General features: G+C 72.5%; 25 protein-coding genes. 4 read left to right on the top strand and 21 right to left on the bottom strand.

Annotated elements, in window-relative coordinates; genetic code table 11:
* Positions 1-244: 244 nt before the first annotated feature.
* Both ACWGJ2_RS22780 and ACWGJ2_RS22775 read right to left on the bottom strand, forming a co-directional pair.
* The gene (locus ACWGJ2_RS22780; protein WP_453348011.1) at positions 245-1,027 is read right to left on the bottom strand and encodes a prepilin peptidase; all 783 of its coding nucleotides are present in this window, start codon (positions 1,025-1,027) and stop codon (positions 245-247) included.
* 66 nt (positions 1,028-1,093) lie between these two features.
* Positions 1,094-2,068 (bottom strand): helix-turn-helix domain-containing protein, encoded by a 975-nt coding sequence (locus ACWGJ2_RS22775; protein WP_453348000.1) that lies wholly within the window; start codon positions 2,066-2,068, stop codon positions 1,094-1,096.
* An 83-nt stretch (positions 2,069-2,151) separates the two neighbouring features.
* Here ACWGJ2_RS22775 and ACWGJ2_RS22770 point away from each other — a divergent pair, with 83 nt between their 5' ends.
* Entirely contained in the window at positions 2,152-2,412 is a 261-nt protein-coding gene (locus ACWGJ2_RS22770) for a hypothetical protein (protein ID WP_453347999.1), read from the top strand.
* 211 nt (positions 2,413-2,623) lie between these two features.
* Positions 2,624-3,595 carry an LppU/SCO3897 family protein gene (locus ACWGJ2_RS22765; protein WP_453347998.1) on the top strand — a complete coding sequence of 324 codons (972 nt, stop codon included), beginning with the start codon at positions 2,624-2,626 and terminating at the stop codon, positions 3,593-3,595.
* A 35-nt stretch (positions 3,596-3,630) separates the two neighbouring features.
* Here the strand turns inward: ACWGJ2_RS22765 and ACWGJ2_RS22760 are convergent, their stop codons facing one another.
* From ACWGJ2_RS22760 to ACWGJ2_RS22690, 15 genes are all read right to left on the bottom strand, one after another.
* Complete coding sequence (locus ACWGJ2_RS22760) at positions 3,631-4,266, bottom strand: hypothetical protein (protein ID WP_453347997.1); 636 nt, start codon at positions 4,264-4,266, stop codon at positions 3,631-3,633.
* Positions 4,267-4,275: 9 nt separating this feature from the next.
* Positions 4,276-5,028, bottom strand: coding sequence for an OmpA family protein (locus ACWGJ2_RS22755; RefSeq protein ID WP_453347996.1), 753 nt, complete (start codon positions 5,026-5,028; stop codon positions 4,276-4,278).
* Between the two features lie 4 nt (positions 5,029-5,032).
* On the bottom strand, positions 5,033-5,638 hold the full coding sequence (locus ACWGJ2_RS22750; protein ID WP_453347995.1) for a hypothetical protein: 606 nt from the start codon (positions 5,636-5,638) through the stop codon (positions 5,033-5,035).
* A 32-nt stretch (positions 5,639-5,670) separates the two neighbouring features.
* Positions 5,671-6,273 carry a hypothetical protein gene (locus ACWGJ2_RS22745; protein ID WP_453347994.1) on the bottom strand — a complete coding sequence of 201 codons (603 nt, stop codon included), beginning with the start codon at positions 6,271-6,273 and terminating at the stop codon, positions 5,671-5,673.
* Positions 6,273-6,473, bottom strand: coding sequence for a hypothetical protein (locus ACWGJ2_RS22740; protein WP_453347993.1), 201 nt, complete (start codon positions 6,471-6,473; stop codon positions 6,273-6,275). The genes ACWGJ2_RS22745 and ACWGJ2_RS22740 overlap by 1 nt, the downstream gene beginning before the upstream one ends.
* A gap of 185 nt (positions 6,474-6,658) precedes the next feature.
* Complete coding sequence (locus ACWGJ2_RS22735) at positions 6,659-7,615, bottom strand: response regulator transcription factor (protein ID WP_453348010.1); 957 nt, start codon at positions 7,613-7,615, stop codon at positions 6,659-6,661.
* 32 nt (positions 7,616-7,647) lie between these two features.
* Entirely contained in the window at positions 7,648-9,090 is a 1,443-nt protein-coding gene (locus ACWGJ2_RS22730) for a sensor histidine kinase (protein WP_453347992.1), read from the bottom strand.
* Between the two features lie 22 nt (positions 9,091-9,112).
* On the bottom strand, positions 9,113-10,009 hold the full coding sequence (locus tag ACWGJ2_RS22725; RefSeq protein WP_453347991.1) for a DUF5936 domain-containing protein: 897 nt from the start codon (positions 10,007-10,009) through the stop codon (positions 9,113-9,115).
* Positions 10,010-10,013: 4 nt separating this feature from the next.
* Positions 10,014-10,958, bottom strand: coding sequence for a type II secretion system F family protein (locus tag ACWGJ2_RS22720; RefSeq protein WP_453347990.1), 945 nt, complete (start codon positions 10,956-10,958; stop codon positions 10,014-10,016).
* Between the two features lie 80 nt (positions 10,959-11,038).
* A complete protein-coding gene (locus ACWGJ2_RS22715; RefSeq protein ID WP_453347989.1) occupies positions 11,039-12,400 on the bottom strand; it encodes a CpaF family protein in 1,362 nt (453 codons plus the stop codon).
* A 48-nt stretch (positions 12,401-12,448) separates the two neighbouring features.
* A complete protein-coding gene (locus ACWGJ2_RS22710) occupies positions 12,449-12,871 on the bottom strand; it encodes a TadE/TadG family type IV pilus assembly protein (protein ID WP_453347988.1) in 423 nt (140 codons plus the stop codon).
* Positions 12,868-14,763 carry an AAA family ATPase gene (locus tag ACWGJ2_RS22705; RefSeq protein WP_453347987.1) on the bottom strand — a complete coding sequence of 632 codons (1,896 nt, stop codon included), beginning with the start codon at positions 14,761-14,763 and terminating at the stop codon, positions 12,868-12,870. Before ACWGJ2_RS22705 ends, ACWGJ2_RS22710 begins: the two co-directional genes overlap by 4 nt.
* 42 nt (positions 14,764-14,805) lie before the next feature.
* Entirely contained in the window at positions 14,806-15,543 is a 738-nt protein-coding gene (gene cpaB, locus ACWGJ2_RS22700) for a Flp pilus assembly protein CpaB (protein WP_453347986.1), read from the bottom strand.
* Between the two features lie 3 nt (positions 15,544-15,546).
* On the bottom strand, positions 15,547-16,527 hold the full coding sequence (locus tag ACWGJ2_RS22695) for a hypothetical protein (protein ID WP_453347985.1): 981 nt from the start codon (positions 16,525-16,527) through the stop codon (positions 15,547-15,549).
* 925 nt (positions 16,528-17,452) lie between these two features.
* The gene (locus ACWGJ2_RS22690; protein ID WP_453347984.1) at positions 17,453-18,322 is read right to left on the bottom strand and encodes a helix-turn-helix transcriptional regulator; all 870 of its coding nucleotides are present in this window, start codon (positions 18,320-18,322) and stop codon (positions 17,453-17,455) included.
* 181 nt (positions 18,323-18,503) lie between these two features.
* On the opposite strand from ACWGJ2_RS22690, the gene ACWGJ2_RS22685 reads away from it, so the two are divergent.
* Complete coding sequence (locus tag ACWGJ2_RS22685) at positions 18,504-19,454, top strand: SDR family oxidoreductase (protein ID WP_453347983.1); 951 nt, start codon at positions 18,504-18,506, stop codon at positions 19,452-19,454.
* A gap of 5 nt (positions 19,455-19,459) precedes the next feature.
* Here the strand turns inward: ACWGJ2_RS22685 and ACWGJ2_RS22680 are convergent, their stop codons facing one another.
* Positions 19,460-20,848, bottom strand: a complete 1,389-nt coding sequence (locus ACWGJ2_RS22680; protein WP_453348009.1) for an Nramp family divalent metal transporter — start codon at positions 20,846-20,848, stop codon at positions 19,460-19,462.
* A 215-nt stretch (positions 20,849-21,063) separates the two neighbouring features.
* Here ACWGJ2_RS22680 and ACWGJ2_RS22675 point away from each other — a divergent pair, with 215 nt between their 5' ends.
* On the top strand, positions 21,064-22,143 hold the full coding sequence (locus ACWGJ2_RS22675; RefSeq protein WP_453347982.1) for a glycosyl hydrolase family 18 protein: 1,080 nt from the start codon (positions 21,064-21,066) through the stop codon (positions 22,141-22,143).
* Positions 22,144-22,205: 62 nt separating this feature from the next.
* On the opposite strand, the gene ACWGJ2_RS22670 is transcribed toward ACWGJ2_RS22675, so the two are convergent.
* From ACWGJ2_RS22670 to ACWGJ2_RS22660, 3 genes are all read right to left on the bottom strand, one after another.
* Positions 22,206-23,078, bottom strand: coding sequence for a trypsin-like serine peptidase (locus ACWGJ2_RS22670; RefSeq protein ID WP_453347981.1), 873 nt, complete (start codon positions 23,076-23,078; stop codon positions 22,206-22,208).
* 129 nt (positions 23,079-23,207) lie between these two features.
* Positions 23,208-24,059: a S1 family peptidase gene (locus tag ACWGJ2_RS22665; RefSeq protein WP_453347980.1), complete on the bottom strand. Its 852-nt coding sequence runs from the start codon at positions 24,057-24,059 to the stop codon at positions 23,208-23,210.
* A 182-nt stretch (positions 24,060-24,241) separates the two neighbouring features.
* Complete coding sequence (locus tag ACWGJ2_RS22660) at positions 24,242-25,714, bottom strand: GntP family permease (protein ID WP_453347979.1); 1,473 nt, start codon at positions 25,712-25,714, stop codon at positions 24,242-24,244.
* Positions 25,715-25,803: the final 89 nt, after the last annotated feature.

Here is a 25,803-nt window from a genome sequence, read left to right as displayed (position 1 = left end):
CCGGCGGGGGGGGGCGCCCCCCCGGGGCGGGGGCCCCCGGCCCCGCCCGCCCACCCCCGCCCCCCCGCCCCCGGGGGGGGGGGCCCCGCTCCGCTGCTCCGAGCCGTGCCGGAGACGAAAAGCGGGCCGGTCCGTGGGGGGGTACGGACCGGCCCGAGGGGGGGTTTCCACCATAGCCCCTATGAGGCCGTGCTTCGTGCATCAACTACCTGGCCCGCCGTGGCGCGCCCCTCCGACGGGCGGTTCACGCGGCGAGGGCGCCCAGCAGCAGCCCGCCCAGCGCGCCCGTGACCATGAAGGGGCCGAAGGGCATGGCCGTCTTGCGGCCTGCGCGCCGTGCGGCCATCAGGGCGAGGCCGTAGAGGGCCGCCAGCAGGAAGCCGAGGAACGTACCGGCGAAGACGACGTCCCAGCCGTACCACCCAAGAGCGACCCCCAGCGCGATCGCCAGCTTGACGTCGCCGAAGCCCATACCGCGCGGGTTGATGAGAAACAGGACGAAGTAGACGGCGGCGAGCACGGCTCCGCCCAGCAGCGCCCGTAACCAGCTCCCCCCGGCGCCCGGCAGCAGCGCGGCCATCCCGAGCAGGGCCACCGTTCCGGCCGCGAGGGGCAGCGTCAGCACATCGGGTAGCCGCCGGACACGGCGGTCCACGACGGCCAGGAGCAGTGCGACGGGCGCGGCCAGCAGCCACACGGCCAGCTCGGGCCGCGCCCCCACGGCGGCGGCGAAGGACGCGCAGACGGCGGCGCACGCGACGGGGTGGCACAGGGCACCCTTCGCGTACGGGGCACGGGCTGCGGGCTGCGCCCGGGGGGTGCGTGCGCGCCGGGTGCGGTGGTCGCAGCGGGCACAGCGGGCGCGGCCCAGCCAGCCGCGCGCCGGTCCGTGGAGCGGGTGGCCTTCCGGGCAGGCGGCGCGCCAGGGCTCCTCGGGTTCCACGGCGAGCCGGTAGGCGGCGCGCGGCAGGAGCGCCCCGGCCAGGGCGCCGTACACGGCGGCGCACCCCGCGAGCGTCAGCGTCAGCAGCACGCGGCGAGCCTACGCGCGCGGGGTGCGGTCGGGAGGCGGTCGGGGGGCGGTCGGGGCGGGTCATCCGGCCGCGGGGACGCGGGGGCCGCGGAAGGTGCGGCGGTACGCCTGCGGCGTCGTGCCCAGGCGGCGCAGGAAGTGGTGCCGCACGGCCGCCGCGTTGCCGAACCCGGCCCGCGCCGCGATGGCGTCGACCGTCAGATCGGAGTCCTCCAGCAGATGCTGTGCGAGCAGCAGCCGCTGGCCCAGCATCCACTGGTACGGCGTCGTGCCCGTCTCCTGCTGGAAGCGGCGCGCGAAGGTGCGGGGCGCCATGTGGGCGCGGGCCGCGAGGCGTTCGACGGTGATCTCCTCGTCGAGGTGCTCCCGCATCCAGGTGAGGGAGCCGCCGATGGCGTCGTCGTCCTGGACGGGCGGCAGCGGGTGCTCGATGTACTGCGCCTGGCCGCCGTCCCTGTGCGGCGGGACGACCATGCGCCGCGCGATGGCGTTCGCGACCTTGCTGCCCTGCTCCTGGCGGACGAGGTGGAGGCAGGCGTCGATACCGGCGGCCGTGCCGGCCGAGGTGATGACCGGGTCGGCGTCGACGTAGAGCACGTCGGGCTCGATGAGGGCGCGCGGATACCGGAGCGCGAGGTCGTCCGTGTGGCGCCAGTGCGTCGTGCAGCGGCGCCCGTCCAGCAGTCCGGCCGCGCCCAGCAGGAACGCGCCCGAGCACACGCTCAGCACGCGTGCGCCGCGCTCGACCGCGGCGCGCAGGGCCTCCAGCAGATCGGCGGGGAAGTCCCGTACGGCGTACTCGCTCCCCGCCGGCACGGCGACGAGGTCCGCCTCGGCGAGCCGGTCCAGGCGGTGCGTGGCGTCGAGGGTGAAGCCGGGATTGACGCGTATGGGCGGGGGTTCGGCGGCGACGACGGCGAAGTCGTAGACGGGCAGGCCCTGATCGCTGCGGTCCATGCCGAACACCTCGCAGACGACGCCGAGTTCGAAGGCGTTGACCCCGTGGGTGACCGCGACGGCCACGTTCTTCAGCATGCCGCTCAGTGTGGCAGTAATTCGATGGATGGCGACAGTCCTGCCACTGCCGCGACGCCTGCCGGGTGGCGAGAGTGGAGGACATGAACACGGTCTCCGACGCACTCCACGCCCTTGCCGCACTCCTCGACTACACCGTCCCGGCGGGCCTGCTCGTCCTGTTCGCCCTCCCCTCCCTCCTCAACCACCGCCACGAGCGCCGTATCGACCGCCAGTTGCGGGACGCGGCGCGTGGCGGGGATGCTGTCCGGCGCCGTACGGGGGTCGGCCACCGGACGAGGGGCGGGCCCGTCGCCCTCGCGCCCGGAACCTGCCGGGCGCGGGGCGCGGGGCACGCCGCCTGACGCGGGGCCGTACCCCGCAACCCCGCACCCCGTACGCCCCGGAACCCGAGTTGCGGGTTTCCGGGGCGTACGGGCGCGTTGGGGCGCGCACGGGTCTCGCCCAGCGCGCCCGCGTCCGTCAGCATGGATGCGCACGGCGATCACCGTCGGGGGAACGGGCCGTGCCGGAGCCGTGCCGGACGAGCCGGGACTTGCGGGGACGGGGAGCCCAGTGAAGAGACCGTGGGAGCGGGCAGGAAAGTCGGCCGGAGCGCGGGAGGAGCGTGCGGGGTGGGAGGACGGGGAGGGGGCGTCGGATGTGCCCGGTGCCGTCGACATCGGTGACGGTGACGGCTCCCGTGACCGGGCGCGGCGCGGGCGCTGGTGGCTGGTCATCGCCGCCGCGCTCTTCGCCACCGTGATCCTGCCGAAGATGGTCGGGCCCGAGAGCCACTCCGCGCCCTCCCCTGCCGCGTCCGCGCCCGGCCCCTCCCCTTTCACGGGCGCCCCCTCGACGCTCCCCCAGGCACCCGTCTCGCCGAGCACCGGCACGGGCACGGTCGCCGGTACCGGTACCGGCGACCCCTCCGGTGCGCCCGACCCGTACCCCGGGACCCCGGCAGACGGCGGCGCGAGCGCGGGGTCAGAGCCCGCCACGGCAGCCGCGTTCCGGGCCGTGAAGGCGGGCCAGTGCCTGTCCGTGCACCGGGTCGGCCGCGAGTGGAGCGCCGCCGCGCCGTCGGCGGCCCTCACGGTGGACTGCTCGGCCGAGCGCGCGTACGTCCGCGTCTCCGACGTACGCTCCCGTACCGCCGACTGCCCGGACGGCGACGGCCGCGCCCACTGGTCCCACACGTCCGACGGGCGTACCACCGCGCTCTGCCTGACGCGCCAGTTCCACAAGGGCGACTGCCTGCTCGCGCTCTCCGACGAGGCGGACGACGCCGGGACCGACAGCGCGGGGTCCGGATCAGGGCCGGGGGCGGACGCCGGGAGTGTGCGAGCCGATCTGATGTCGGCGCCCGACTGCGCCACGGGGCAGCCGCCGTCCCCGTACGACCGCCTCCTGACCGTCACGGGCATCCACCGCGACGCGCCGGAACCCGTGCCGCAGGGGCTGTGCGCGCGGCGCGTGAGCGACGACCGCCAGTACTGGACGTGGGAGGTGGGCGGCGGGACGGTGGTGTGCGCGGCGGAGCGTTAGCGGTAGGCGGCCCCGGCTGGTGGGCGCCCGTCGGATCAGAGCTCGGCGTGCCGGGGCGGGCGCCGGGTGGCGACCGTCATCACGACCACGCCGAGGAGCAGCACGAAGGGCAGCGCGTAGGCCCCGGCCAGGGCGAAGTAGGGGATGCCCGTGACGGCGGCGGGGACGCAGTACAGCGCGGCGGCGAGCGACAGGACGCACTGCACGCGGGGCGGGCCGTAGCGGTTGAGGCGGACGACCAGGGCAGCGCAGACGGCCGCCCACAGCATCGCCCTGGGCTCCCCCAGCGCGAGCGCGTCCCGTACGGCCTCGGCGGCGCGGTACCAGCCGTCGCCGCTCACCGCCTCCATCGACGCCCTGAACCCGTGCGCGTAGCGGGGCAGTTCACCGGCCAGCACGCCCCGGCCGAACTCGCCCACGTCGGCGCGCACCAGCTCGGTCACCAGCAGCAGCGCCAGACCGAGGCTCTGCGCGGCGCCCGGCAGCCAGCCGACGGCCCACGCCCTGGCCCGGCCCGTGCCGGGGGCAGGGGCGGGGCGGGAGTGGGCGCGGGGGTGGGCGCGGGGGTGGGGGCTGCGATCGGGTCCGGTGCCGGGATCGCGCTCGAGGTCGGGCTCGGGGTCGTCGGGGCCGGGGTGGGCGGCGGGGTCCGGGGTCTGCAACGTGGTCACCGGCGGCCCTCAGTCCTTCCGTGGGAAGGAGACCTCGACCCTGCGGTTCTTCTCGCGGCCCTCTTCCGTCTTGTTGTCGGCGATCGGGTAATCCTCGCTGTATCCGCGCACGTTGAAGGAGATCTCCGAGCCCAGCTCGTCGGCCAGTGCCTTCTGGACGACGCTCGCGCGGTTCTTGGAGAGCGTCCTGCCGTGTGCGTAGGAACCGAGGTCGTCGGTGAAGCCGAAGACGTTGACCTCCGTCGACTCCTGCCGTTCGATCTCGTCGGCGAGATCGCGGATGCGGGAGCGGGCGCCGCTGTTCAGCTTGGAGCTGTCCTTGGGGAACAGCACCTCGGCCTGGAGCGTGAACTTGGTCTTCTCCGTGCTGTCCTCGCGCCGCTCCTCGCCGCCCAGGTCCTCGGTGACGAACTTGATGTCCAGCACCTTCGAGGGGGCGAGCTTCGCCCCGTCAGCGAGCCTGAGCCCCGCCGCATCCGGGTCCACCTTCACGGGCGGTTCGGCGTCCCCGATGTTGTCCGGCGGCTCACTGAACTTCGGCTCGGCCCCACCTGCCCCGGCCCCCGCGTCCTCCTCCCCCGGGAGGGAGGGGCCGCCGGTGGGGATGGTGGTGGGGTCGTCGGAGCCGGGGAGGGAGGGGCCCGGTGCGGGAGACGGCGGAGGCGAGGGCGCCGCCTGGGCCGCGGAGACGGTGCCCGCGGTGAGCAGTGCGGCGCACGCGGACGCGCTGACAGCGATCCGCACGGTATGGACACGCGCCATGCCGTCACTCCCCCTCGGAGATCTGGAGCGTCGCGGGCGGCATGTCCGCGATCTGGAAGTCGACCTTGTTGTTGTCCTCGGGAGGCGCCGGGAACTGCGCGTACCACGTCTTGCTCTCGCCGCCCTTGATGCCGCCCTGGAACACCGTGCACAGGCAGCGGCCCTCCGTGTCCCGGAGGATGTAGTAGCGCTTCTTGCCGACCTTGTCGACGAGCTTCGCCCCGGCCATGGAAGAGGCGTTCTTGGCCGCCAGTTCCTCCTCGTCACCCGACCAGCTCGGCGAGAGCCACAGCCCGCTGCCGCCGTTGGCCACGGTGCCGGTGATGGTGACGAAGCCGCCCTCTTCCCGCTTGGCGGAGTTGAAGGTCAGCGTGATGTCGTCGCTCCCCTTCACCTCGGCGAGCACCTCGTCGCCGTCCGAGCCCGCGTCGCCTCCGCCGCCCTTGTCGCCGCCGTCACCGCCGCCGTTCTCGGAGGAGCCGGGCGACGCGTCGGCCTCGTCCTTCCCGTCGTCGCCTCCGCCGCAACCGGCGACCGCGAGAACAAGGCCGGTGGTGATCGCCACAGCGGTCATTCCCCTGCGGTGCTTCATGGTGCGCCGAATGGTCATGGGTCGCTCGTCCTCTGTTCGTCGTTCGGTCATCAGTCGACCAGCACCACCGAGAAGAGGTCCGACGGCTCCAGGGCCAGATCCTCGTCATCGGGGTCGATGGTGAAGTCCTCGCCGTCGCAGGTGATCTCGATGCCCCCGGCGCCCCCCGCGTCCCCGGTGCCCTCACCGATGTCGCACAGCGGCTTGACGACCGCTGTGGCGGTCGCCTTGGCCGTCTTGTTCTCGGTGCCCGGGACGATGGTCCTGCCCGTGTCGAAGCGCGTCTCGATCCGCACGGTGTATCCGCTGTCGGCGCCACGCGTGATGGCGTCGCAGGCGAGGACATCGGAGCGGTTGCGGCCCGCGAAATACTCGGCCTCGCCGCAGCCGTCCGCCGTGATCTCGCCCAGCCCGTCCAGCCAGTCCCGCCAGGAGTCGCCGTCGCCGAGAGAGTCCAGGAAGCCGTCGAAGAACTGGTCGCGGTCGCTCTGTGCCGCCGCGAGCGCTGCGGCGTCGGCGGCGGACTGCCCGCCGTTCCGTACGGTGCCCGCCTGGGCCACGGCGAAGAAGGCGAACGCGAGGAAGAGCAGCCCCGAGATCACCACGCCGTACATGATGACGGTCTGGCCCTCATCGCCCTGGCGGCGTTCCACTAACCGATGACGGCGCCGACCCAGGCGCTGATCGCGCCTGAGATCCGCCCGGCCAGGCCCAGCCCCTGGATGGCGACGATGATCCCCGCGACCAGGATCAGCATGCCCACGTACTCGATGATGTTCGCGCCCCTGTCCGCGTCGCGTCCGCGCATGCGCTTCGTGACGCGGTACCGCCAGCTCCGCATGGACTTCGACATCCTGGTCTCCTCTGATGGTCAGTACCGACAGGCGCTCCGCGCCTTCCGGTGTGGCACCGGCCGGTGGCCGGCCGGTGCCACGCCCACTGCTGGCATGGGGAACGTACTCACTCGCGCGGGCCCCGCGCATGGGCCCGTGGGCCCAACTTCGGGGGATGGGGCCGGAGTTCGCTGCGGTGCGGGCGTCAGGCATGGGGGGACGCTCCATGGCCGGGACCGGGGCCGGGGGCCGTGCCGAGCCACAGGGCTATGGCCTCGCTGCGGCTGGTGGCGCTGAGCTTGGTGAAGATCCGGTTGATGTGGTTCTTGACCGTCTTCTCGCTGATGAAGCAGGTGGCCGCTATCTGCGCGTTGGTCATGCCAGAGGCGATCAGGCCCATGACCTCCGCCTCCCTCCCGCTCAGGCCGTAGCGCTCCCTCGGTCTCCCCCGCCCGCGTGCCGGGCCCGTGCCGGGATCCGGGCCCCTGCCCAGGGCCGCCCGTGCTCCCGTCGCCCACCGTCGCTGCCTGAACGCAGACTGTGCCACATCGGCCTCCGGGGGCGAAGACCCGTACGGAAGCTGGGGTGGATTGGGCGGGTTTGGTGAAGGGGCGAGCCCGGCGGGCGGGGCCGCGAGGGCGTGGGTGGCCGTCGGGGTGAAGGGGGCGCGGCCCGCGCGGATGTCGTGGACGGAGGCGGCCAGTTGCTCTGCGGTGAACTCGCCGTGGACGAGGTAGCCGCCCGCGCCCAGCCGTAAGCACTCGTGGACGGTCTCGCGCTCGCGGCTGTACGTGAGCATCAGCACCGGAGCCAGGGGCACCAGCAGCGGCAGGGCCGCGAGGCCGTCGGCACCGGGCATCCGGACGTCGAGGAGGACGACGTCGGGACGGTGGCGGCGCGCGGCCTCGTACGCCTGTCGGCCGTCGAACGCCTCGGCGACGACGTGGATGTCCTCGCGCCCTTCGAGGAGCGCGGTGAGCCCCGCCCGTACGACGGGGTTGTCGTCGGCGACGACGACGCGCAGCGGCCCCGGCACCACGCCGCCGCTCTCCCCCGCCGTCCCGTGCGACGGGGTGTGCTCCGCGCTGTGCAGGGCGGCGGAGTGGGCCGAGGTGTGCTGCGAGGTGTGCTGCGAAGCGTGCGCCGGTGGCACGGGGTACATGTGGGACACGGACACGGCCTCCTCTCCGGACATCAGGCGCCCTCACCGGGCGGGGCGTGGAACGGCGGAACGGGGGAGGCATCCCCAGCCTGGGCGCGTGCAATCGCCGCGAGGGGGAGTTCGAGGCGTACTTCCGTTCCCCTGGACGCGTCGCCCCTGCCGATGCGGATACGGGCCCCGATCTGCGCGGCCCGCTCCACCATGCCGAGGAGCCCGAAGTGCCCCGTCCTGCGGAGGTCGTCGAGGGAGAGGGACGGCGGGAGTCCGCGTCCGTCGTCGTAGACGCTGATGCGGTACGTGCCGTCCACCGTTCCCGCGCTGACGTCCAGGCGGGTGGGGTCGGCGTGCCGGCGGGCGTTCTCCATGGCCTCGGAGGCGATGGTGAGGGCGTGCCGCGCCACGGCCTGCGGCACCAGGGGGCTCCCCGTCGCCGGGCCCGACGACGGCGACGGCGACGGCGACGGCGACGGCGACGGCGACGAGAACGCCGCCCGCAGTCCCGTGCGCGCCGAGAAGTCCGCCACGTGCTCCGCGAGCCGCGCCCCCAGGTCGACGCCGGCGCCGTAGCCCGACTCGCGCCGCAGGTCGGACAGGATCTCCCGGGACTCGGCCGCGGCCTTGCGCGCCGAGCCCGCCACCTGGGCCGCCTGGTGGCGCACCGTCATGGGGTCCATGCGGTCGGCCGAGGCGGCCAGCCCTTCGGCGGCGAGGGCGAGGCCGTGCAGGGTCTTGGCGACCGAGTCGTGCATCTCGCGTGCCAGGCGGGTGCGTTCCGCCTCCACCGCGTCGGCGACGGCCAGCCGCGAGCGGGCCTCGGACAGCGCCTGGCTCGCCGTGCCGAAGTGGAACATGAGGTTGCGCAACGTCACCCCGACCACCCCGGCCGCCACGCAGAACCCCGCCAGCAGCAGCGTGCTCGCCGGGGACCCGAGCTTCTGGGCCCACGCGCTGTAAGCGCCGGCCAGCACCAGGATCTGGAACCCGGTGAAGACGCCCGCGCCCCGCCACCCGTACAGCAGCCCCGCCAGCAGCGGCGTGCTCACCGTGGCGTAGCCGACCGGGGAGTTGGGCGTGGCGGTGAGCAGGAGCAACGCGAGGAAGAGGACGTCCCCCGCGAGGAGGGAGGGGTGGCGCAGCACGAGGGGGCCGAACCGTTCCCAGTCCCGCAGCAGGGCGTAGGAGACGAGGAACGTCAGCAGTACGGCGCCGCCGACCAGCCAGGCGGCGAAGCCCCCGGCGGTGCGGTTGAGCGCGAAGGGCGCGCCGATGGCGAGCATCGCGAGCCGGAAGCCGAAGACCTGGCGGCACAGGGCCTGGAGTGCGTTGAGCTGGATCGGGATGCTGGGCGCGGGCGCGTCGGCCGAGGTGACGCCCCCGGCGGCGGCGTTCTCGTACGTGTCCGGGTACGTGTTGTCCCCGTACGCGCCCCCGTACGCGTCGGACGGCCCCACGCGCGCCCCACGCACCCCGGACATCCCACGCACCCCGTACACCCCGTCACCCGCCCAGCACAGAACCGAAGTCGGTGTCCGAGCCGAGGATGAAGGTGGCCACGATCAGGATCAGCGTGCCGGGCAGCAGGAAGCCGATCGTGGTCATGGTCGCCTTGGGTACCGTCTTCGCCGCCTGGCGGCGCGCGTTCTGCGCGTCGGTGCGCCGCATGTCCGTGGCGATCTGGATCAGCGTCTCGGCGATGGGCGCGCCCAGTTCCTCGCCCTGCTGGAGCGCGGTGACGAACTGGTCCACCTGGTCGCTCGCGTTCCGCTTCCGCAGCTCGTCGAACGCCTGGCGGCGGCTGACGCCCATGTCCATCTGGCGCAGGGTGATGTGCAGCTCGTCGGCCCAGGGCCCCTTGTAGCGCTCGGCGACGCGCTCCAGCGCCTGCCGGAAGCCGAGCCCGGCCGAGACGACGACGGCCAGTACGTCGAGGAAGTCGGGGAGCGTGCGTTCGATGACGTGCTTGCGGTCGCGGATGGCCTGCCAGATCATCATGTCGGCGGCGAACCAGCCGAAGGCCAGCACCAGCACCGTGAAGAAGAGGCTCCCGGCCGAGAGCCCGATCAGGCCCATGACGATGCCGAACATGCCGTAGGCGGCGCGCCGGGCCGCGTAGCGCTGGATGGTGAGGCCGCCGGGGTTGCCCGCCTGGTCGATCTTGCGGCGCTTCTTGTTGACCTGCTTGGCGCCCATGAGCCGCAGCACGGTGGGCGCGAAGCGCATGCCGAGGCGGTCGACGGCCGCCTCCCTGGCCGTGGTGCGGGTGGCGCCGACTTCGAGCGCGACGGCCAGGTCGGCGGGGAGCCTGGTCTCCGCGCGGTACATGCGGAGGCCCGCGCACACGCCGTACACGCTCACGCCCACGACGGCGGCGAGGAGGAGTCCGAGAGCGGTCATCGCGTCACACCTCGATCTTCCCGAGACGGCGGATGACGAAGAACCCCGTCGCGAAGAGTCCGACGGCGACGAGCATCGCGGCCTGCCCGATCGGCGATCCGGTGACCTTGGCGAGGGCCCCGGGCATCATCGAGTTCATCATCAGCATGGCGCCGAGCCCGAGCACGGGAACGGTGAACGCGGTCGCGTTGACCTCGGCCAGCATGGTGCGGACCTCCCTGCGGGTCTCCTTGCGCTCCTCCAGCGTGACGGTGAGGTTGCGCAGGGAGCCGACGATCGTGCCGCCCGCGCGGTTGGACAGCACGAGGGTCGTGACGAGGACGACCAGCTCGCGCGACGGCAGCCGCTCGGCCAGCTCGCCGAGCGCGTCGTCGATGGAGCGGCCGACGGCGAGCTGGTTGGTGACGATCGTCAGCTCGTCGCCCGCCGGGGCCTCCAGCTCCTCGGCCGCCATGCCCAGCGCCGTGCGCAGGGCGAGCCCGGCCGAGGTGGCGTTGGCGAGGATGCGGGCCAGTTCGGGGAGCTGGTTGATGAACTGCTCGGTGCGCCGCTGCCGCTGGTGGTTGAGGAACGCGTTGGCGGCCAGCACGCCCAGCAGGCCCGCCAGCGGTCCGAAGAAGGGGGCCAGCACGGAGGCGGCGATCAGCCAGAGTCCGGTGGCGGCGGCCAGCATGTAGACGAGGAACTCGCCGGGCGTCAGGTCCAGGCCCGTGGCGGCCAGCTTGAGCTGGATGCGCCGCCCCAGCTTCGTACCGCGCAGCCTGCGGTCCACCCCTGTGAACCGGCGGCCCCGCCCCTCGGGCAGTTCGTAGCCGGGGCCCGTGGTGGAGAGCCGGTCGATGAGGGCCTGGCGGTGGGCGCGGCCCGCGGCGTACGTCAAGACCCCGGCGGCGGCGAGCACGACCGCCAGCAGCGTGGCGCCGAGGGCGAGTTGAGCGGTGGAGTCCATGTCGGGGTCCTGTCGGGGTCCTGGCCGGAGCTGGTCGGGGGCGCGGGGGCGGTGGGGACGCGCTGGAGCTGGGGGACGCGCTAGGGCTGGGGGGCCGCCTCCCTCGTGGCCACCTGGTCGGCGCTGCGCGCGACGCCGAAGACCGGGGGCACGGCCTCGCCCGCCATGTGGATGCGGTCGGCGGTTCGGCGCGGCACGGGCAGGTGCTCGAAGGTGCCGTGCACCTTCCCGTCGGCTGAGGCGGGGCGGGCGAGGAAGCGGGAGACCGAGGCGATCTGGAACGTCTCCCTGCCGTGCGAGGCCAGCAGCGAGATCTCGACGACCTTGCGCGAGCCGTCGCCCATCCTGGCGAGCTGGATGATGACGTCGACGGCTGAGTTGATCTGGTCCTGGAGCGCGGGGAACGGGATCTCGACCTCCGACATGGACGCCAGCGTCTGGAGCCGCATCAGCGCGTCCTCCGAGCTGTTGGCGTGCACGGTGGCCAGCGAACCGTCGTGCCCGGTGGACATCGCCTGGAGCATGTCCAGGGTCTCCCCGCCCCTGACCTCGCCGACGATGATGCGGTCGGGCCGCATGCGCAGCGAGTTGCGTACGAGGTCGCGCACCGTGATCTGGCCCTTGCCCTCGACGTTCGGGGGCCGCGTCTCCAGCCGGATGACGTGCTGCTGCTGGAGTTGCAGTTCGGCCGCGTCCTCGACGGTGATGATGCGCTCCCGCTCGGGGATGAGCCCGGAGAGCGCGTTGAGCAGGGTGGTCTTCCCGCTGCCCGTGCCGCCGGAGACGATCAGGTTGAAGCGGGCGCGGATGAAGGCGGAGAGCAGCGAGACGATGTGTTCGTCGAGGGTGCCCAGCGCGATCAGCTCGTGCAGCGCGTACGCGCGCGGGAAGCGGCGGATGGTGAGGGTGGGGCCCGTGAGGGCGAGCGGCGGGATGATCACGTTGACCCGCTCGCCGGTGGGCAGCCGCGCGTCGACCATCGGGTTCGACTCGTCCACGCGGCGGTTGACGGTGGAGACGATGCGCTCGATGGTCTGCATGAGCTGCTCGTCGGACGCGAACCGCACGGGCACCTGCTCGACGCGGCCCGCGCGCTCCACGAAGACCTGGTCGGGGCCGTTGACCATGATCTCGGTGATGGTCGCGTCCTCCAGGAGCGGTTCGAGCACGCCCAGGCCCAGCGCCTCGTCCACGACGCGCCGCACGAGGAGGGCGCGGTCCTGGGTGGCCAGTACGGGGCCCTCGCGGCTGATGATGTGCCCGAGGACGCGCTCCAGGCGGGCGCGGCGCTCGTGCGGGGCGAGCGCCGACATCTCGGCGAGGTCGATCTCCTCCAGGAGCTTGGTGCGGTAGGCCGGTACGAGGTGGGCTGTGCCGTCGGCCGGGGCAGGACCGCGCTTGGCGGCCCCGTCCGGAGCGGCGATACGGCCACGCAGACTCATGTCGCCCGGCCTCCTTTCCTGGGTTCCTGGGTCGCTGGTCGTTGGTCGCTAGTCGCGGGGCATGGTGGCGGAGCGGGCCGCGCCGCCGAAGTCGCTGATGCCGGGCACGATGGAGGGGATGGTGACGGTGGTGGTGACGGTGACCTCCTCGCCGCCCCCGGCGAGGGCGAAGCTGCTGCGGGACGCGGTCCAGCCGGACATGGCGGCCCTGCCCGTCGCCTCGTAGGAGTCGGCGATGTCCTCCTGGCTGGCGGTACGGGCCGCTGCGCGGGCTCCCGTACCGGCCTGCTGGACGGCGTACCCGACGATCCCGAGCTGGATCGCGACGACCGCCACCAGCAGCAGGAGCGGCAGCATCCCCGCGAACTCCAGCGAACTGGACCCCCTGTCCCCCCTGTCCCCCTTGTCCCTCGCGACGGTCCGGGCCCGGCGCGACACGCTGCCGCACGCCTCGCGGCGAGCGCCCGTCATGGCCGTCCCTCCTCCGCCGCGCCCGCACGGCCCGAGACCGTGAAGGGGAGGTTGCCCGCGCCGGGGAAGAGGATCGGGGTGCGCAGGTCCACGTCGGCCCTCCAGAGGTTCCCTGTGAGCTGGCAGCTCACCGTCGAGTTGGCCTTCCACTGGGCGGGGAGGTGCTCCGTCGCCGCCGACTGGCAGGCGCCCTGGGGGTCGCCGTCGGCAGCGGCCGAGGTAGCGGCGCGGGCCGCCTCGTCGGCGGCGTTGCCCGCGAGGGAGAACGTGTAGCCGATCAGCACGCACTGCCACAGGATCGCGAGCACGACGAGCACGATGGGCGCCATCCCCGCGAACTCCACGCTCAGCGCGCCCCGGTCACCCTCGTCGCCCCTGTTCTCCGGCCCGCTTCCTAAACCCTCGTCGTCGCCCTCGCCCGTCGCGCCCCCGCGCTTGCGGCGGCCGAAGGAGAGTGCGCCCCGGTCGGAGCCGTAGCGGCCACGGCTCCCGGGCGGGAGCGCACGGTGCGCGCCCGTACCGCCGGAGCCGTCCGGGCCGGGCCCGCCAGGCCCCCCGGGCGGCGCGCCGGGCCCGCCGGGCAGCGCCCGGCGGTCGCCCGGGACCGGCGGGACGGCGCCGCCGCCGGGACCCACCGCGCCGCCGCCCTTCGCGGGCTTCCGCTTGTTGCGCTGCTTCCCCGCCATGCCGCCGAAGCCGCCCCTGGCCCCGTTCTCGGTGTTCTCGGTGACCAGGCCCAGTTCGCCCGCGAGCCCCCACAGCGCCTGGCGCACCGGGCCGCGTGCGTCGAGATCCTGCATGCGGCCCGCGTCGACGGCGGTCTGCAACTCCTTGAAGTTCGCGGGGACCGTCGAGCGCGCCACCGGTGTGCCGACGATGCGGGCGATGAGCGGCGGCTGGATCTCGGTGTGCCGGGAGGCGCGGTTGACGATGGTCAGCGTCTCCTCCGCCTTGCGGATCTGGAGCCGGTCCCACATGCGCACCATCCGCTTCGCGGCCCGCACGGAGACGACGTCGGGCGTGGTCAGCAGCAGGGCGCGGTCGGCCAGCTCGATCGCGGCGGCGTTGCCCGCGTTCAGCTGGGTGCCGCAGTCGACGACGACGATCTCGTAGCGCGCCTTCATCGCGCCGATGATCTGCCGCGCCCCCCTGTCGTCGATCTCCTCGCCCCGCTCGCCCTCCCCCGGCGCGAGCAGCAGCCCGAGCCCCGACTCGTGGGTGAAGACGGCGTCCTGGAGCACGCGCGGGGAGATGTCCTTGATGCCCGCCAGGTCGGCGGCCGAGCGGCGGAACTGCACGTCCAGATAGGAGGCGACGTCCCCGGACTGGAGGTCCATGTCCACCAGCGCCGTGCCCCGGCCCGACGCCGCCGCTGCCAGCGCGAGCTGGACGGCGGTCAGCGTGGTGCCCACGCCCCCCTTCGCTCCGGTCACCGCGACGACATGGCCGCCGGGTCCCGGCGCCGCGTCACCGCCGCCCGTGAGATGACGGCGTACGCCCGTCGCCCAGGCGGCCGCTGGGCCGACGCGCGCCGCGACCTCGTCGTACGCGAGCGGCAGCCCGACCACGCCGCGCGCGCCCGCGTCCATGGCCGCCGAGTACAGCGCCGGACTGGTGTCGCGGGCGATGAGGATGACGCCGACGGCGGGGAAGCGCAGCGCCGTCTCGCGGATCAGCTCCAGCGCGGGCAGCGGGCCGATCAGCTCGTGCACGAGGACGACCTCCGGCAGGTCGTTCAGCGAGACGGCGGCGAGCTGCGCGAGACCGTCCAGGAGCTGCGTCGAGTCGATGGCGGGCGGGACGGGCTCGCTGTCGGGCAGCTGGCTGAGCAGGGCGACGACGGACCTGGCCGCGTCAGGGTCGCTGACCGCTGGCTGAATGCGGGTAACCATCGGTGGTCTCCTGCCTCTTCCTGAGCCTTGCTCTCGTCTCGCTCACTGGTCCCCGGGGAGGGTGTAGGTGCGTTCGTCCTCGGGGATCTCCGAATCGTCCCCGGGTGCGACGAGGGCCAGCCGCACGTGTTCCGCGAACGACTCGGCGTACGCCACGCGCTGCGCGTCGACCGTGGAGAGGGCGAAGGTGATCGGTACCCCGTCGCGCTCGCGCTGGCGGGTGCGCTCGTCCTGCTCGCCGGAGTCGTTGAGAGGGCTGAGCTTGCCGACGTCGATGACCTTGGCGCCGGTCACGATGACCTTCGACTGGGACGGTGTCTCGCCGCCCCCCTTGCCGCCGGTGCGCTGCTCGCCCTCGAAGGTGGCGTAGATGTTCACCTCGTTGCCGGGGTTGATCTTCCCGGCGACGCCCGTCTCCGCGTCGATCATGATGGCGATCTCCTGCTGCCCCGGCTTCAGCTCGGGACGCGCCGCCATCATGTCGCTCTGGAGCAACGAACCCTTGCGCAGCGCATTGCTGGCGATCTTGCCGCGTACGTCGGCGAGATCCGTCACCGCCGTCTCGGGGAGCCAGCGCTCGGGCATCGAGACCTCGGTGAACTGGCTCGCGTTCAGGGCGCGGTAGGCGGGCACGTCCGCCTTCAGCTCGTACGCGGTCGCCTCCGGACCGACCTTCGACTCCACGTTGCGTATCAGCGCCAGCACACCCGCGAACGCCGCTACGGCGCACAGGGCGGAGACGATCAGAAGGATGACGCCGCGGCGCTGGCGTGAGTTCATGGACTAGAGACCTCGGGGATCGGCGACGACGGCGGGGCCGTACTGGGCGGCGGCGTGCGGCGTTGCGTGACGGTCCTGCGGCACGGCGAGGGCCGGGGCTGCGGGGGTGCGGGCCACGGCGTCCTGGCCCCCGGCCCGCCCGTTGCCAGGGCCTGGCGGCGCGGGCGCCGCGCAGAAGGCGCAGCGGTCCCCGATCAGCTCCAGGCCGCACCAGTGGCACGCGTCGCGCCGCACGGACGAGACGAGCTGATGCAGCACGGAGGTGTCCGGGATGGCGGCGGCGAACTCGACGAGCTTCCCCGTCCCCCACCAGCGCGCCGTGTCCCCCGGCAGATAGGCCTCGTGCACCTCGCTGACCCGCCACTGCGCGGCCAGCGTGCCCGTCACCCACTCCGAGGTGAGCTGGCCGCGCGCGAGAGTGAGATGGGTGGCGAACTGGGGTCCGACGAGGGGCGCTTCCGCCTCGCCGCCGCCGGAACCGAGGCGTACGAGCTGGGGCGTCGGGGCCGCCAGCACGGCGAACTGGGCGCCCGGCATCCAGGACTTGGCGTGCGCCGTGAGCGAGACGGGGACGTGGTCCAGCTTGGCGACGGAGTTGAGCAGGGCGCCCGCGTAGATGTAGTGCGTCAGCAGGCGGGCTGCGGCGCCTAGGACGCCCGGACTGAACTCGCAGACGGAGAGCTGCCGTAACTGCCGGACGAGGACCCCCGTGCCCAGGGGCGGCAGGGTCGTCGGCAGCAGGGCTATGCGGTCGCTCTCCAGCACGGATCTGATGGTGTGCAGACGGTGCAGATAGGGGGTCGGCAGCGTCGAGGGGTAGACCACGACGAGGTAGCCGTGCTGCTCGATCAGCGAGTGGGTCTCGGCGAGCGCCGCTTCCAGGGGCTGGTCCTCGGGTGGGCTGAAGACATGGGCGCGGGGGGTGTGGCGGTCGGGCGGGGGCAGCATGTGGTCATGGCTGGTGACTGCTAACGCAGTGGACATCCCACCCCCCAGGGCTCGCTCCGGTCCCAACTTCCCGATCATGCGGCAGATCTGACGACATCACACCTTATCGGCGAGGCCCGCGCCAGAGAACAGCTCTCCGCCCGCGGTACCGCTTCCGCTCCCGGTGCCTTCGGGGGGCACGGGAGGCGTGCGCTCCCCCAGCCATACCCCCGCGTGGTCGGCCGCCAATCGGATTCCGGGTGTCATCTGTGTGTCGGTCCGGGGAGTGGGGGCGGCGCTGCGCTGTGCGGTTCGCCGGGGGTGTCGCGCGGGACGGTTCGCCGGTGTGGTGGGTGCCGCAGGGTCCCGCGCCGATTTTTGTACCGCTGCACGGGGTGCGGGGCGCTGCGCTGGGCGGTGCGTTGTGTTCCGGGTGCGGCTGTGTGGCTTCGGCGCGGCGTGTGGTGGCGGTGCGTCGCGGCTGGCGCCGCGTGGTTCTTGGCCTCTGCCGGTGGCCGTGTGGGGTTGCTGTGTGGTGGGGGTCGGTGCCGCGCCGGGGTGTCTCCTCGGGCGGCGACAAGTGCGGGTCTCGTTTACGGGTTTCCTCCGGCACTCGTCGCCACCACTTGCGGGGACACCCCACCACGTCCCCTCCCACCCGGTGGCCGACTAACGGCCGGTGGCCCCTGAGCTTGTTCCCATGCTGTGGACCGGTGCCGTACCGGCACCCATGCGCCCGCCCCGGGCACCGTGCCGGAGGGGCCCACCCTTGTTGTGGGCAGGCGTCCCGCTCGGCGAGGGGGCACCTCCCAGCGGTAGCTGGGGGAGGGTGGGCACAACCCGTGCCACCGGCCCACAGCACGCGAACGAAACCCAAAGGGGCACCCACATAGGCGCGCCCCTGCAAGAGCGGACACCCCGTGTGGCCTTCACCCCGTACCCCGTGAAGGGGCGCAACCCGGTGAAGGGGCAACCCCCCGTTTCATTGCGCACCCCGCGAAGGGAGCCGCGCCCCGCGAAGGGGAACTGTTCCGAGGACGGACAGGAGCTGCAATTTTTCGTAGCTCTCGGTGCCGGGGGCGGCCGTGTAGACGATCAGGAGGTGGGACTGGTTCGGGTCGAGCAGGGTCTGGCAGGTCAGCTCCAGTGGGCCCACCTCGGGGTGGACGAAGTGCTTCACCTCGTGGGGCCGGATGCCGATCTCGTGGTCGTCCCAGACCCGGCGGAACTCTTCGCTCTGCGCGAGCAGCAGGTCGACGTAGTGGGCAGCCCGTGAGCCAGGGCCCCGGAGCGTGGCCACCCCGCGCAGGCCCGAGACGAACATGCGGGTGAGGAAGGGGTGGTCGTCGGGGGCGTAGAGGCGGCGCGTGGCGGGGTCGGTGAACCAGCGGTAGCCGATGCTGCGGGCGGGGCCGGTGTAGGCGGTGAGGTCGCCGGTGAGGGCGATGCCGAGCGGGGTCTGCCGCAGTGTCTCGCCCAGTTCGGTGACGATCTCCGCGGGGGTGTCGTGGAGGCGGTCGAGGATGCGCAGCAGCCCGGGGCCGATGTGTTCGCTGTCCGCGCCACGCGGCGGCGGGGTGTGTCCGGCGAGCCGGAACAGGTGATCGCGCTCGTCGAGGGTGAGATGGAGCCCCTGCGCGATGGAGGCGATCATCTGCTCCGACGGCTGGGGCCCGCGTTCCCGTTCGAGCCGCGCGTAGTAGTCGGCCGACATGTGGCACAGCGCGGCCACCTCCTCCCGCCGCAGCCCGCTGGTCCTGCGCCGCTGCCCACGCGGTAGGCCGACGTCCTCGGGTTGCAGCGACTCGCGGCGGCGCCGGAGGAACTCCGCCAGTCCGGTCCGGTCGATCACCGTGCGTGCCTCCGTCGCTGTGCGTGCGTCACCGTGCGTGTCCCCCGTCGATGCTCCTTTCTACCGCCCGCGCACCCCCGCAGCCACGGACTGTCGATCCCCCCTTCACGAGTTGCCGCCGCCGCGGCGGCGGCACGACGGTGGAGGCGACGACATCGCCAGGAGCCCCAGGAGCGCGCACATGCCACGCAAGGCCATCGACATCACCGTCCCCGACCTGTCCGGCAGGCGCGCCGTCGTCACCGGTGCGAGCGACGGCATCGGGCTCGGTCTCGCCACGCGGCTCGCCGCCGCCGGGGCGGAGGTGGTCCTGCCCGTGCGGAATCCGCGCAAGGGCGAGGCCGCGATCGCCTCGATCCGCCGGACGGTCCCGCACGCGGACGTGTCGCTCCGGGAGCTGGACCTGTCCTCGCTCGACTCCGTCTCGGCCCTCGGCGAGGCCCTGCGGGCGGAGGACCGGCCGGTTCACCTCCTCGTCAACAACGCGGGTGTCATGACCCCGCCCGAGCGGCAGACGACCGCCGACGGTTTCGAGGTCCAGTTCGGCACCAACCACCTGGGTCACTTCGCCCTGGTGGCCCACCTGCTGCCGCTGCTGCGCGCGGGCCGGGCACGGGTGACCTCGCAGGTCAGCGTCGCGGCGAATCAGGGCGCCATCAACTGGGACGATCTGAACTGGGAACGCTCGTACGACGGCATGAAGGCGTACAGCCAGTCGAAGATCGCGTTCGGGCTGTTCGGCCTCGAACTCGACCGGCGCAGTCTGGCCGAGGGCTGGGGCATCACGAGCAACCTGGCCCACCCCGGGGTCGCTCCGACGAACCTGCTGGCCGCCCGTCCCGAGGTGGGACGGGCCAAGGACACCATGGGCGTGCGGGTGATCCGGGCGCTGTCAGCGCGCGGCATCGTCGTCGGGACGGTCCGCACCGCGCAGCTTCCCGCCCTCTACGCCGCCACCTCCCCCGACGCCGAGCGCGGCGGGTTCTACGGGCCGCGCGGCCCCGGGCACATGGGCGGGCCGCCCGGAGCGCAGAAGCTCTACTCGCGCCTGCGCGGCACCGAGGAGGCCCGCCGCGTGTGGCAGGTCTCCGAAGAGCTGACGAAGGTTCACTTCCCCGGCCCGCCCCGCTAGTCGGGTCACCAGGGCAGGTCCCTGATCTGCTGCACGCACAGCACGATGAACAGCAGCCCGGCCCCGGCCAGCAGCACGTTGCTGAGGATGCCGTTGCGCCACTCGCGCGGGGTGCGGTCGGAGTTGAGGAGCCAGAGCAGGGTGAGCGCCAGGAAGGGCATGAAGAAGGCGCCGAGGACGCCGTAGCCGACGACCAGGCCGAAGGGCTCGTCGAGGAAGAGCAGGCTCATGGGCGGGAAGGTCAGCCACAGCAGATAGGCGCGGAAGGGCAGCGACCGCTCCCGCTCGCCCCTGGCGACGGCGACCGCGCTCAGGTCCGCTTCCCCTTGCCCGCCGTTCCCGGCGCGGGCGGCCCGCAGCCGCTCGGTGAAGTCCGCGAACATCAGGCTGACGCCCTGCCAGACGCCGATCAGCGAGGTGAAGGAGGTGGCGAAGAAGCCGACGAGGAACAGGTTGGCGGTGAAGGCGCCGAAGCGCTCCTCCAGGATGTTGCCGAGGTCCACCAGGCCCTTGTCGCCCTCGGTGAGGGAGGCGTGGGAGGCGTGCAGCAGTTCGGCGCCGACGATCAGCATGGCGACGACGAAGATGCCGGTGGTGATGTAGGCGACGCGGTTGTCGAGCCGCATCATCTTCATCCAGCTGCTGTCGGTCCAGCCCTTGGAGTTCACCCAGTACCCGTAGGCCGCCATGGTGATGGTGCCGCCGACGCCGCCGATGAGGCCGAGGGTGTAGAGCAGGGAGCCGTCGGGGAGCACGGGCAGCAGTCCGGAGAAGGCGTTGCCGAGGTCGGGCGCGACGCGGATCGCGACGTAGACGACGACCACGAACATGACGCCGATGAGCACCGTCATGACCTTCTCGAACACGGCGTAGCGGTTGAACCAGACGAACACGAGCCCGACCAGCCCGGAGATGATCGCCCACGCCTTGAGGTTCAGCACGTCGGGGAAGAGCGCGGCCAGCGGCAGCCCGGACGCTGACATCGCGGTGCCGCCGTAGACGAAGCCCCAGATGACGACGTAGACGGCGAAGTAGACGGTGGTCCAGGGGCCGAGGGTGCGCCAGCCGTCGAAGAGGGTGCGTCCCGTGGCGAGGTGCCAGCGCCCGGTGGCCTCCGCGAGGGCGATCTTGACGATGCAGCCGATCACCGCCGCCCACAGCAGCGTGTAGCCGAACTTGCTGCCCGCGATGAGGGTGGCCACGAGGTCGCCCGCGCCGACGCCGGTCGCGGCGACGACGACGCCGGGGCCGATCTTCTTCCAGCTCGGCTTGCGCAGGGGCGGCGCTGTGTCCGCAGCCGTCCCCGCGCCCGTTCCCGTGACGGGGTCCGCGCCCGGCCCCGTTCCCGGCTCCGCGCCCTTCCCGGCCTGCGGCGCGCCGTCTTCCGTTGCCATCTCGCTGCCCTCCGCCTCGTCCCCTGTACGCCCGCGCATCCAACCCTTCCCGGGACGATCAGCACAAGGGGTCCGGCGGCGGCAGCACGCACGGGGTCGCTGTCAGAGGTCTTGACAACCGTATTGGTCTGGACCACGTTGTACGGCAAGCGCAGGGTCCCCGCGCATCGCACACAGCACCACCCTCCCCATGTCCCCCCACGACGGAGGCAGTTGTGGCACGCGCAAAAACCCGTACCCTCGCACAGCACGCATCCCCCACCCCCGCACCCGGGAAGCGGCCCCGCGGCCGTGCCCGCCTCGTCGCCGGGTTCGCCGCCGCCGTACTCGCCCTCGGCGCGACGGCCGCCGTCGGCACCGCCTACGCGGGCGAGGAGGACGGCGGCGCTGCGGCGCCCGCCGTCGGCGCCTCGGACGTCCCGGCGCACGCGGTCACCGGCTACTGGCAGAACTTCGACAACGGCGCCGCCAAGCAGAAGCTCAGCGACGTCCCGGACGACTACGACATCATCGCCGTCGCCTTCGCGGACGCGACGGGCTCGCCGGGCGAGGTGGACTTCATCCTCGACCCCGCCACCGGCTACGGCTCGGAGGACGAGTTCAAGGCGGACATCGAGGCGAAGCACGCCGCGGGCAAGTCCGTGATCGTCTCGGTCGGCGGCGAGAAGGGCGCCGTCAGCGTCTCCGACGACGCCTCGGCGGACGCCTTCGCCAAGAGCATCGTGTCCCTGATGGACGAGTACGGCTTCGACGGCGTGGACATCGACCTGGAGAACGGCCTCGATTCGACATACATGACGCAGGCCCTCAAGTCGATCCAGTCCCAGAAGAGCGACGTCGTGGTCACCATGGCGCCGCAGACCGTGGACATGCAGTCGCCGGAGAACGAGTACTTCAAGACGGCGCTCGCGATCAAGGACTTCCTGACCGTCGTCAACATGCAGTACTACAACAGCGGTTCGATGAACGGCTGCGACGGCAAGGTCTACTCCTCGGGCACCGTCGACTTCCTCACCTCGCTCGCCTGCGTCCAGTTGGAGGGCGGTCTCGACCCGTCGCAGGTGGGCATCGGCACCCCCGCCACCTCCAGCGCGGCGGGCTCGGGCTTCGTGGAGCCCGGCGTCGTCAACGACGCGCTGGACTGCCTGGCCAAGGGCGAGAACTGCGGCAGCTTCAAGCCCGAGAAGACGTACCCCGGCATCCGGGGCGCCATGACCTGGTCGACCAACTGGGACGCCAGCAACGGAAACGCCTGGTCGAAGACCGTCGGACCGCACGTCGACGGCCTCTCCTGACCCGACGGGCCCGTCCCCTCGCCACCCCGGGCCGTGGGCCCGGGGTGGTCTGCCGTCGGCCGTTACGGCTGGGGCTCGGGGAGCACGCAGCCGCGGCGGTCGAGGTCCAGCTTGTTGCCGTCGCCGACGCAGCGCGCGAGCGTGTAGGTCTGCTGCCCGTACGCGATGTCGGGCCGCACTGTCACCCTGCCCTTCCTGTCCACCTCGCAGGGGTTGTCCAGGGTGCACCGCTCGCCGTTCTCGTTACGGGTGTTGTTGACGCCGATGACCTTCCCGGTGCGGTTGTCGATGACCGGGGAGCCGGAGGTGCCGCCCTTCGTCCTGCACTCTGGCGTGTAGCGCAGGGAGTCCTTCCATATCCAGTGGTACTCGTGCAGCTCGGGCACGAAGCCGTCCAGGCCGCACTGGAACTTCTCCCTCCAGTAGCCCGAGACGACGGTGATGTCCTTGCGCGCGACGGGGTGCTTGCTCTGCACCTCCAGCGGCTCGATGCCGAACTTGTCCTCGATCTGCTCGTAGGTGGCGTCGAGTTCGTAGAGGGAGACGTCCGTGTCCGTCATCGTCGCGTAGCTGATCTTCGACGCGCTGACCTGCCCCGCGTCGGAGCCGTCGGCCTCCAGCAGCGTGAAGGTCCGGTCCGAGGGCCGGTCCGTGACGACCTCGCCGGGGCCCGGCATGCCCTCTTCCAGGCAGTGGCCGTTGGAGAGCACGAGCCCAGGGTCGCCCGGCTCGGACTCCGGCATCCGCACGAGCGAGCCCGAGCAGTTGCTCAGCGCGACCGTCCCGGCGAACGACGGGACGGCCGCCGGTCTCTTGCCCGCCGCGCCCGCCTTGCCCGATGTATCCGCCGCCGACGCGGGGGCCGCCGTGAGCCCCGCGAGGGCCAGTGCCGCAGTGCAGGTCGCCGCGAACAAGCCGGCGAGAGGTCTCTTCATGGGGTTCCTCTCCGGTACCGAAAGTGTGTCCGGTGTGACCCGGGGCATTCTTGGGCCCCGGGTCACAGGCCCACAAGAGCGCGGTACGAAGCGGAAGCCGGGCGCCCGCAAGGCGTGGTTACGGCGGGGTCATGGCTTGGGCAGGGCGCAGCCGGGGAGGCCGAGGTCGATCTTGTTGCCCTCGCCCACGCACGGGACGAGGGTGTGGGTCTGCTGCCCGTACGCGATGCCCTCGCGCACGGTCACCTCGCCGTTCTCGTCCACCTCGCACGGGTTGTTGAGGGTGCACTCCTCGCCGTTCTCGTTGCGGGTGTTGTTGACGCCGACAACCTTGCCGGAGGCGTTGTCGATGACCGGGGAGCCGGAGGTGCCGCCTTTCGTCCTGCACTCGGGCGTGTAGCGCAGGGAGTCCTTCATCGTCCAGCCGTCCTCGCGCAGCTCGGGCACGAAGCCGTCGATGGAGCAGGCGAAGGTCTCCTTCCAATAGCCGGAGACGACGGTGATGGCGTTGCCCTGCGTGGGGCGCGCGGCCTCCACGTCCAGCGGGGCTATGCCGTACCGGGACTCGATCTGCTCGTAGGTGGAGCCGAGTTCGTAGAGGGAGACGTCCGTGTCGGTCATCGTCGCGTAGCTGATCTTCGTGGCACTGACCTGGCCCGCACTGGAGCCGTCGGCCTTCAGGAGGGTGAAGGACCGGCTGGAGGGCTGGTCGGTGACGACCTCGCCGGGCTCGGGCATGCCCTCCTGGAGGCAGTGCCCGTTGGAGAGGACGAGCCCGGGGTCGCCGGGCTTCGAGTCGGGCATCCGGACGAGCGAGCCGGAGCAGTTGCTGAGCGCGACCGTGCCCGCGAAGTCGGGTGCGACGCGCGGGGCGGGGGTCGTGGAGGCGGTGTCGGCGGCGGCCGGGGCCGTGGCGAGTCCCGTGAGCGCGGCGGCCGTGCAGAAGGCCGCGCTGAGGGTGCCGACGAGAGATCTCTTCATGTGGGGGGTTCCTCTCGTGTACCGAAGGTTCGTTCGGCCTGACGCGCAGCATTGTTGGGCGTTCACGCGGCGCCCACAAGACCCCCCGGAAACGACGAACGCGCCCCGGACAAGCGGACGTTGCCGCTCCGGAGCGCGTTCGGTACCTCGGTACGGGCGGGGCCCAGGACGGGCCCCGTCTCTCAGACGAAGAGGCTCACCACCGCCGCGACCGCGAAGCCCGCCACGGACAGCACCGACTCCAGCACCGTCCAGGACTTGAGCGTGTCGCGCTCGGAGATGCCGAAATACTTGGCGACCATCCAGAACCCGCCGTCGTTCACGTGCGAGGCGAAGATGGAGCCCGCCGAGATGGCCATGATGACCAGCGCGACGCTCGCCTGCGAGAAGTCACCGGCCGAGAGCAGCGGCGCGACGATGCCCGCCGTGGTCACGATGGCGACAGTCGCCGAGCCCTGGGCCACGCGCAGCACGACGGAGATCAGCCACGCGAGCAGGATCACGGGCAGCCCGGCGTCGCTGAACGCGTCAGCGAGGGCCTGGGCGACGCCGCTGCCCTGGAGCACGGCGCCGAAGACGCCGCCCGCGCCGACGACGAGCAGGATGTTGCCGATCGGCTTCAGCGACGAGGTGGAGACGGTCTCCAGGGACTTGCGGGACCAGCCGCGCCGGATGCCCAGCAGCCAGTACGCGAGGAACAGCGCGAGGGTCAGCGCCACGAAGGGGTGCCCGAAGAACTCGATGACCGAGCGCAGCGTGGAGGGGTCCAGCGCGATGGAGGAGAACGTCGCCAGGAGGATGAGGACGAGCGGGGTGCCGATGATGGTGAGCACGGTGCCGAGCGCGACGGGCTTCTCGGCGGGCGTGGTCCCCGAGGCGCGCTGCTCGGCGGCGACGGCCGCCTTGGACTCCTCCATGGCCTCGACCATGTCCTGCGGGACCTCGACGAAGATGCGCTTGCCGATCCACGCGGAGTACGCCCAGGCGGCCAGCACGGCGGGGATGCCGCAGACGATGCCCATGAGGATGACCCAGCCCAGGTCCACCTTCAGCAGCCCTGCGGCGGCGACGGGGCCCGGGTGGGGCGGCAGGAAGGCGTGCGTCATGGAGAGCCCGGCGAGCAGCGGCATCGCGTAGAGCAGCACGGACTTGCCGGAGCGCTTGGCTGCGGCGTAGACGATCGGCGCGAGGACGAAGATGCCGACGTCGAAGAAGACGGGGATGCCGAAGATGAGGCCCGTCAGACCCATGGCCAGCGGGGCGCGCTTCTCGCCGAAGAGGCCGAGGAGGCGGGTGGAGAGCGCCTCGGCGCCGCCGCTGACCTCCAGTATCGCGCCGAGCATGGTGCCCAGGCCGATGATGACCGCGACATGGCCGAGGATGCCGCCCATGCCGGACTCGATGAGCGAGACCGCGTCCGACTTCTGGACGGTGCCGAAGAGTTCGGTCACCGAGAGCCCCGCGCCCAGGCCGACCGCGATGGAGACCGCGAGGAGGGCCACGAAGGGCTGGAGGCGGACCTTGATGATCAGGAAGAGCAGCAGCAGGATGCCCAGCGCGGCGACGGTCAGCAGACCGCCCGTACCGCCGATGAGGGCGAGCAGTCCGCCGGTGTGTGGTGGCGCGTCCTCGGACGCGGGGGCGGCGAGCAACATGGGGAACCTCGTTGTTTCCGTGCTGGTTTCGGGGGGGGTCCGGCGAGTTCGGATCTCCGGCGTGGGGGGTGCGGGGTTGCGGCACGCGT

Source organism: Streptomyces sp. NPDC054796, assembly GCF_053611545.1.
Note: the sequence above shows the minus strand (reverse complement) of the source record. Positions and strands in the feature narration are given on the sequence as shown.

Bases quoted from the DNA above. Each gene is read 5' to 3' on its own strand.
- ACWGJ2_RS22775 (WP_453348000.1), bottom strand. From the start codon at position 2,068: ATGCTGAAGAACGTGGCCGTCGCGGTCACCCACGGGGTCAACGCCTTC.
- ACWGJ2_RS22770 (WP_453347999.1), top strand. From the start codon at position 2,152: ATGAACACGGTCTCCGACGCACTCCACGCCCTTGCCGCACTCCTCGAC.
- ACWGJ2_RS22755 (WP_453347996.1), bottom strand. From the start codon at position 5,028: ATGGCGCGTGTCCATACCGTGCGGATCGCTGTCAGCGCGTCCGCGTGC.
- ACWGJ2_RS22750 (WP_453347995.1), bottom strand. From the start codon at position 5,638: ATGACCATTCGGCGCACCATGAAGCACCGCAGGGGAATGACCGCTGTG.
- ACWGJ2_RS22740 (WP_453347993.1), bottom strand. From the start codon at position 6,473: ATGTCGAAGTCCATGCGGAGCTGGCGGTACCGCGTCACGAAGCGCATG.
- ACWGJ2_RS22735 (WP_453348010.1), bottom strand. From the start codon at position 7,615: ATGTACCCCGTGCCACCGGCGCACGCTTCGCAGCACACCTCGCAGCAC.
- ACWGJ2_RS22730 (WP_453347992.1), bottom strand. From the start codon at position 9,090: ATGTCCGGGGTGCGTGGGGCGCGCGTGGGGCCGTCCGACGCGTACGGG.
- ACWGJ2_RS22725 (WP_453347991.1), bottom strand. From the start codon at position 10,009: ATGACCGCTCTCGGACTCCTCCTCGCCGCCGTCGTGGGCGTGAGCGTG.
- ACWGJ2_RS22720 (WP_453347990.1), bottom strand. From the start codon at position 10,958: ATGGACTCCACCGCTCAACTCGCCCTCGGCGCCACGCTGCTGGCGGTC.
- ACWGJ2_RS22715 (WP_453347989.1), bottom strand. From the start codon at position 12,400: ATGAGTCTGCGTGGCCGTATCGCCGCTCCGGACGGGGCCGCCAAGCGC.
- ACWGJ2_RS22710 (WP_453347988.1), bottom strand. From the start codon at position 12,871: ATGACGGGCGCTCGCCGCGAGGCGTGCGGCAGCGTGTCGCGCCGGGCC.
- ACWGJ2_RS22705 (WP_453347987.1), bottom strand. From the start codon at position 14,763: ATGGTTACCCGCATTCAGCCAGCGGTCAGCGACCCTGACGCGGCCAGG.
- cpaB (WP_453347986.1), bottom strand. From the start codon at position 15,543: ATGAACTCACGCCAGCGCCGCGGCGTCATCCTTCTGATCGTCTCCGCC.
- ACWGJ2_RS22695 (WP_453347985.1), bottom strand. From the start codon at position 16,527: ATGTCCACTGCGTTAGCAGTCACCAGCCATGACCACATGCTGCCCCCG.
- ACWGJ2_RS22685 (WP_453347983.1), top strand. From the start codon at position 18,504: ATGCCACGCAAGGCCATCGACATCACCGTCCCCGACCTGTCCGGCAGG.
- ACWGJ2_RS22680 (WP_453348009.1), bottom strand. From the start codon at position 20,848: ATGGCAACGGAAGACGGCGCGCCGCAGGCCGGGAAGGGCGCGGAGCCG.
- ACWGJ2_RS22670 (WP_453347981.1), bottom strand. From the start codon at position 23,078: ATGAAGAGACCTCTCGCCGGCTTGTTCGCGGCGACCTGCACTGCGGCA.
- ACWGJ2_RS22665 (WP_453347980.1), bottom strand. From the start codon at position 24,059: ATGAAGAGATCTCTCGTCGGCACCCTCAGCGCGGCCTTCTGCACGGCC.
- ACWGJ2_RS22660 (WP_453347979.1), bottom strand. From the start codon at position 25,714: ATGTTGCTCGCCGCCCCCGCGTCCGAGGACGCGCCACCACACACCGGC.